This window comes from Bradyrhizobium sp. PRIMUS42 (assembly GCF_023006515.1).
In the GTDB taxonomy this organism is placed as follows: domain Bacteria; phylum Pseudomonadota; class Alphaproteobacteria; order Rhizobiales; family Xanthobacteraceae; genus Bradyrhizobium.
On sequence record NZ_JALBGZ010000349.1, the window covers coordinates 1 to 6,600 of the forward strand.

A 6,600-nucleotide genomic window follows, 5' to 3' on the forward strand; every position below is an offset into this window, starting at 1 on the left:
CCCTGCTCGTCGACGATCGCGCGCAACGGCGCGTCGATGCGGTCGAGCCAGCGTTTGGCGACGGCCTCGCGCAGCGACGCTTTGCTGGGAAAATGGCGGTAGACGCTGCCATGGCTCACATCGAGCGCACGGGCAACGTCAACCACGGTGGCCTTGGCAAGTCCGAAGCGCCTGAGCACATCCTCGGTGACTTCGAGGATCCGCTCCGGCGTCAAGACAACAGCTTCATTCATGCCAGCACCATGTTCCCGTTGAGGGCTCACTTAACCCCGGCAGTAGGGCTGCTTCCGAAGCGCCCTGGCCGGTCGTTTCGGAAAGCCTATGCCTTAATGAGGTAGTTTTGCAGCCTGCGCCGCGATTTGGCGCGCAACCAGCACATTGAGCCAATGCCCAATCACGCCGGTAAAATTGAGGATTTCGGTCGTCATTATCTCAAGTCTCCATTCGTCCGCGGGTCCCCGTTCTTCAATCCGCCCTTCGATCCGAGCTTGGTTCGGATGTCGGGCTCCCCGGGGCTTGTCGCGGGACGCCCAATCGGAACGTCCAAGAACGGATATACACGCCTCGATGACAGATTTCAATATCTGTCAGTCAATGATACGTGAATGACATCCAATTTTTCTCCGGGGGCGACCCGTCGCCCCCTACCGGTGGATTAGCCGCCCGTCCCCCCCGTTCGGCGGGCCGGAACGTTTGTTTCACCCTCGCCGCTCTGCTAAATCGCGGCGTAAAAAGCATTTTGGCCGGAGCCTGCGCCCCTAGCGTCCCCTGGGGTGTCCCCGCCCACCTCTTTGGAGCTGTCAGATGATCCCCCGCTATACCCGCCCGGAAATGGCTTCGATCTGGGAGCCGCAGACCCGGTTCAAGATCTGGTTCGAGATCGAGGCGCATGCGGCGGACGCCCTCGCCGAGCTTGGGACCATCCCCAAGGAGGCCGCCAAGACGGTTTGGGCCAAGGCCAAGAACGCCACCTTCGACGTCGCCCGCATCGACGAGATCGAGCGCGAGACCAAGCACGACGTCATCGCCTTCCTCACCCACCTCGCCGAGATCGTCGGCCCCGAGGCGCGCTTCGTGCACCAGGGCATGACCTCGTCCGACGTGCTCGACACCTGCCTCAATGTCCAGCTCACCCGCGCCGCCGACCTGCTGCTCGCCGATCTCGACAAGGTGCTGGCGGCCCTGAAGAAGCGCGCCTTCGAGCACAAGATGACGCCGACCATCGGCCGCAGCCACGGCATCCATGCCGAGCCCGTGACCTTCGGCCTCAAGCTCGCTTATGCCTATGCCGAATTCACCCGCGCCAAGGAGCGCCTGATCGCGGCGCGGAAAGAGGTTGCGACCTGCGCCATCTCCGGCGCCGTCGGCACCTTTGCGCAGATCGATCCGCGCGTCGAAGAGCATGTCGCCAAGGCAATGGGCCTCGTGCCGGAGCCGATCTCGACCCAAGTGATCCCGCGCGACCGCCACGCCATGTATTTCTCGACCCTTGCTGTGATCGCCTCCTCGGTCGAGCGTATCGCCGTCGAGATCCGCCACATGCAGCGCACCGAGGTGCTGGAGGCCGAAGAGTTCTTCTCGGAGGGGCAGAAGGGCTCCTCCGCCATGCCGCACAAGCGTAACCCGGTGCTGTCCGAAAACCTCACCGGCCTCTCCCGCATGGTCCGCGCCTATGTGACGCCGGCGCTGGAGAACGTCGTGCTCTGGCACGAGCGCGACATCTCGCACTCCTCGGCCGAGCGCATGATGGGTCCGGATGCGACCGTCACGCTCGACTTCGCGCTGGTGCGCCTCGCCGGCCTGATCGACAAGCTCCTGGTCTACCCCGCCAACATGCAGAAGAATCTCGACCGCCTCGGCGGCCTCGTGCACTCGCAGCGCGTGCTGCTGGCGCTGACGCAGAAGGGCGCAAGCCGCGAGGATTCCTACAAGCTGGTGCAGCGCAACGCGATGCCGGTGTGGCGCGGCGAAGGCGACTTCCTCCAGCTCCTGAAGAAGGACACCGAGGTGAAGAAGTATCTCTCGGATGCCGAGCTCGAGGAGCTGTTCGACCTCGGCTATCACCTGAAGCACGTCGACACGATCTTCAAGCGGGTGTTCGGCGAGAGCTGAGCATCGCCTGCGCGGCAGCCACGCAGATCGTGGCTGCCTGGCACGTGCAACCGCGATCTATAGTCGCTCCCGCAGCCATTTCACCAGAGCGGGACTGCCGATGGCGGCGGTGCTGAAGGCGCACATGTTGCCGTCGACATAGCCCGCGCGGCCGCGCCCCTGCACATAGCGCTTGCTGAAGAAGAAATTGTGCAGCTTGTTGCCGGCCTCATCCAGGAAGACGAGCTGCCAGCGCAAATCAGGCTGGTAGGACAGTCGTGCCGGCGCCAGCGCACTGACCGCTTCCGCAAGTTCGGTTGCATCGCGCGGCGTCAGGATCAGGGTCTTGCGTTCGCTCGCATAGCTCGCAAAATGCTCGGGCGAGATCGGAATGCTGGCGAGCAGACGATCGGAGATCTTTTGAAGATCGATCCGCTTGATTTGGCCGGCCTGGATCTTCTGGCTCACCGATGCGACCGCAGCCGCCGCCGAGCCGACATCGCAGGCCAAGGCCGGGCTGGCCAGGAGCGAGAGGCAGGCAACCAGCACAAGACTATCGCGTCCAAACTTCATGGCTTGCCCTCGTCCCCGGCCTCTCGCTGCCTCACCTTATAGCCGCAGCGCGCGGTGACGAAAGCCCGGCGACCATTTGCGCACCGCCATGCCGCGGAGTACGCTCGCGCGTCATCGCTCCCGCGAACACAGAAGAAACGGATCCCACCTCATGCCCATCGTCAACCGCGTTGCCGCCCTCTCCGACGAAATGGCCGCCTGGCGCCATGACTTCCACGAGAATCCGGAGCTGCAATACGACGTCCACCGCACCGCCGGCATCGTCGCCGACAAGCTTCGCGAGTTCGGCTGCGACGAGGTGGTGACAGGCATTGGCCGCACCGGCGTGGTGGGCGTGATCCGCGGCCGCAAGTCCGCCTCCGGCAAGACCATCGGCCTGCGCGCCGACATGGACGCGCTGCCGATCATGGAGACCTCGGGCGTGCCTTACGCGTCGAAGGTTCCCGGCAAGATGCACGCCTGCGGCCATGACGGCCACACCGCGATGCTGCTGGGTGCCGCCAAATATCTCGCCGAGACGCGCAATTTCGACGGCACAGCAATCATGATCTTCCAGCCCGCCGAGGAAGGCGGCGGCGGTGGTAAGGCCATGGTCGAGGACGGGCTGATGACGCGCTGGAACATCCAGGAGGTCTACGGCATGCACAACATGCCGGGCCTGCCGGAAGGCCATTTCGCAACCACGCCCGGCGCGATGCTCGCCTCCTCCGACAACATCCAGATCACGGTCCACGGCAAGGGCGGTCACGCCGGCGCGGGTCCGCACAAATCCGTCGACAGCGTGCTGATCGGCTCGCAGATCGTCAACGCGCTGCAATCGATCGTGGCGCGCAACGTCGATCCGCTCAAATCGGCGGTCATCTCGATCACGCAATTCCACTCCGGCACGGCCTTCAACATCATCCCGGAGGTCGCCGAGCTCGGCGGCACCGTGCGCACGCTCGATCCTGAGGTGCGCGATCTCGTCGAGCGCCGCATCGGCGAGGTCGCCGAAAGCGTCGCCCGCGCCTATGGCGGCTCGGCCGAGACGAAGTACACACGGATGTATCCGGTGACCATGAACCATGCGCGCGAGGCCGGCCTTGCCGCCGACGTCGCCCGTGACATCGTCGGCACTGACCGCGTCAACGACAAGTTCATCCCGATGATGGGCGCCGAGGATTTCTCCTTCATGCTGGAAGCCCGTCCCGGCGCAATGGTGCTGGTCGGCATGGGCGACGGCAACGAGTGCCACCACCCGTCCTACGTCTTCAACGACAACATTTTGGGCCACGGCGCATCGTTCTGGGCACGGCTGGTCGAGACGCGGATGCCGGCGGGATAGGACGGGACGGCGGGTTCGCAGGCGCAATTCGCCACAGGTCGCGAACCGAGGTCAAGAGGTAAGCCGCGTCGGCTACTCTACCCGGCGCGTTGCTGCGGACCAACTTTCAGGGGCATATCTCAGACTGTCCCACTCCGCCGGAACTGAGATGACATCCCTTGCGGACGGGCCGGCACCCGATTGCTGATGTACACAAGATTTGTCCCGCAGCTTGCGGCTTGGTTGGGGCCGTCTCGGCGCTCTTCCGGCTCTCGTCCGGCGCCTTTGGAACTTGGCGCGCAACCGGCTTCTTGTCTTGGACCTTCTCGCATTCGTTGTCCTCGTTGATACGGTATCCGGCGCGGCACGTGATCTTTACGCAGGCATCGCCATCAGCCCTGAAGCCGCGCTCGCAGACCAGCGGACAAATGCGTCCGGGCTTAGCCTTCAGCGCGTCGAGCACGTCCACATTCGCAAGCTTCGCATCGAACTGGGTGCCGGCGTATCTGTTGAATAGCGTCAATGAGCGTTGTGCCGTCTCGCTCCAACTGCTGTTCGGCTCGGCCTTCATGCAGCCGACGCGGCGCAGCTCGAGCTGAACCGATCTCGGCACATCAACGGGTGGCGGGGCGCTCGGCGGCGGCGACAGCGCCGCGACCTTCTTGCTCTCGGCCTCAGCGGCCTGCCTGTCCGCAGCCTGCTTCGCCACAGCTTCAGCCGCCGCCTTCTCGATCGCCTGCTTCTCCGAAAGCGCCTTGGCTGCCGCCGCCTCGGCCGCCTTGCGCTCGCGTTCGGCTGTCTCGGCCTTTGCTTGCTCGATCTGCTTTTGCCTCTCCGCGGCGATCCGCGCATCCTCGGCGGCTTTGGCGGCCGCGGCTGCCTTTTCCAGCTCCGCCTTCTGGGCACGTTCGGCGGCGAGCTTCACCTTCTCCTGCTCGGCCAGCCGGGCCTTCTCCGTCGCCTGTGCGCGATCTTCCTCAGCCGCAATCTTCTTCAACTGCACGCGGGCGAGGTTGGCGTAGAAACCGTCCGGATAAGTCTGCAGGAACGCTTCCCATGCCTCGCGAAGGCCGGCCTGAAGCGCAAGCTCATAGTCCCTGCGCACGCTGTCCTGCGGATTGGCCTGCGGCCCGGCGACAGCGGCCGGCTTCGCCTGCACCAGCGGCACGTCGTCGCCGCCGAGCGAGCCGTAGACATAGGGCTCCTGCCTGTTGCCGGTGTTCTTCAGGACATCGTCGCGCACGAAGCCGAACGCCTTGCGCAGATCTAGCCCGGGCTTCGGAAGGTGCTCGACCAGCGCTGTGGCGAAGGGACTGTTGCGGGAATCGCCGTCGGACGCGGTCGATCCCGCCTTGGCCGCGAACGCGATCATGGTGTTCGGGCTGGTCGGCTCGACCTTGGCGAGACCTCGCCCGATCGCGCGCGAGGCCACCATGCGCTTCATCGTCTTGGCGAAAGGATTGTCGCGGCAGGCATCGAGGATGACGAGGCGTAACCGCTTGGCCGGCTCGACCGCGAATAGCGCCCGGTCGAGCGCAACCGTCTCGTCGAGAACGTCGCCATCAGTCTCCAGCATCGCATCGGTCGGGATGAGATAGTTGCTACCGTCGAGCTCGATGCCGTGGCCGGCGTAGTAGATCACCGCCATGTCGGCGTCGCGAACCCTCCCGGCGAATTCGCGCAGCATCCGCCGCATCTCGGAGGCATTGAGGTCTGTCTTGACGTCGACCGCATCGAAGCCGGCCTTCTTGAACATGTCGCCGACAAGGGCGGCATCGTTCACGGGATTGGTGAGCCGCAGCGTGTTCTTGTAGGCGGAATTGCCGATCACGAGCGCGACGCGCTTCTCGGCGAGAGCCGGTCCGCAAACGAGCCAGGTCGCAAAGACGATCGCTGCAATGAGCCGATGCGGAGTCAATTGCAGACCTCTCTCGTGCGGCCAGCCATCACCGAGCTAGCATCAGAGGTGCTGGCGCGCTCTATTCTGCATCCTTTGCCAACGGGGCGGCAGCCCGCAGCATTGCAGAATATCTGGCCAGATGCCTGCGGCTTGGACGGCGTCGACTCGTCTTGCTTGCGCTCCGTATCCCGCTTCTTTGAGTCCTCCCGCGTCGCAACCGGCTTCTTCTCCGGGATCTTCTCGCATTCATTGTCGTCGCCGACGCGATAGCCGGCGCGGCAGGTGATCTTGACGCATTGATCCCCGTCGGCCTTGAAGCCGAAATTGCACACCAGCGGACAGACCCGCCCCGGCTTCGCCTTCAGCGCATCGAGCGCAACCACGCTGGCGAGCTTCACGTCGAGCTGGGTGCCGGCGTATTTGTTGAACAGCGTCAGCGCGCGCTGCGCGGCCGAACTCCACTCGCCCTCAGCGGCCGACGCCAGGCACCCGACACGGCGCAATTCGCTCTGTACGGATTTGGCGAGGTCAGCCGCCGACAATGTGGATGTCGGCCCCGGCGAGAGCGCGGCCACTTTCTGGTTCTCGACTTCGGGCAGCTGCCGATCGGCGGCCGGCTTTGCGGCCTGTTCCGCTTTCTCCGCCGCCTGCTTTGCGGCGAGGTCGGCCTTGGCCTTCTCCGCGGCCTGCTTCTCGGCCAATGCCTTCGCTGCGGCCGCCTCGGCGTCCTTGC

The 6,600-nt window shown here is 64.7% G+C and carries 5 protein-coding genes and 1 pseudogene; 2 read left to right on the forward strand and 4 right to left on the reverse strand.

Annotated elements, in window-relative coordinates; all coding sequences use genetic code 11:
• A partial coding sequence (locus tag MOV75_RS22950; RefSeq protein WP_247006667.1) for a TetR/AcrR family transcriptional regulator occupies positions 1-233 on the reverse strand: 233 nt, incomplete at its 3' end.
• Positions 234-804: 571 nt separating this feature from the next.
• Between MOV75_RS22950 and purB the strand changes: the two genes are divergently transcribed.
• Positions 805-2,112 carry an adenylosuccinate lyase gene (gene purB / locus MOV75_RS22955; RefSeq protein WP_246928652.1) on the forward strand — a complete coding sequence of 436 codons (1,308 nt, stop codon included), beginning with the start codon at positions 805-807 and terminating at the stop codon, positions 2,110-2,112.
• Between the two features lie 57 nt (positions 2,113-2,169).
• Here the strand turns inward: purB and MOV75_RS22960 are convergent, their stop codons facing one another.
• Positions 2,170-2,664 carry a hypothetical protein gene (locus MOV75_RS22960; RefSeq protein WP_246928662.1) on the reverse strand — a complete coding sequence of 165 codons (495 nt, stop codon included), beginning with the start codon at positions 2,662-2,664 and terminating at the stop codon, positions 2,170-2,172.
• 151 nt (positions 2,665-2,815) lie between these two features.
• On the opposite strand from MOV75_RS22960, the gene MOV75_RS22965 reads away from it, so the two are divergent.
• A complete protein-coding gene (locus tag MOV75_RS22965; RefSeq protein WP_246928664.1) occupies positions 2,816-3,988 on the forward strand; it encodes a M20 aminoacylase family protein in 1,173 nt (390 codons plus the stop codon).
• A 106-nt stretch (positions 3,989-4,094) separates the two neighbouring features.
• Here the strand turns inward: MOV75_RS22965 and MOV75_RS22970 are convergent, their stop codons facing one another.
• Together MOV75_RS22970 and MOV75_RS22975 are read right to left on the reverse strand one after the other, a co-directional pair.
• On the reverse strand, positions 4,095-5,885 hold the full coding sequence (locus MOV75_RS22970) for a caspase family protein (RefSeq protein WP_246928666.1): 1,791 nt from the start codon (positions 5,883-5,885) through the stop codon (positions 4,095-4,097).
• Positions 5,882-6,600: pseudogene (locus MOV75_RS22975) on the reverse strand (caspase family protein); the annotation flags it as partial. The gene MOV75_RS22970 and the pseudogene MOV75_RS22975, both read right to left, overlap by 4 nt.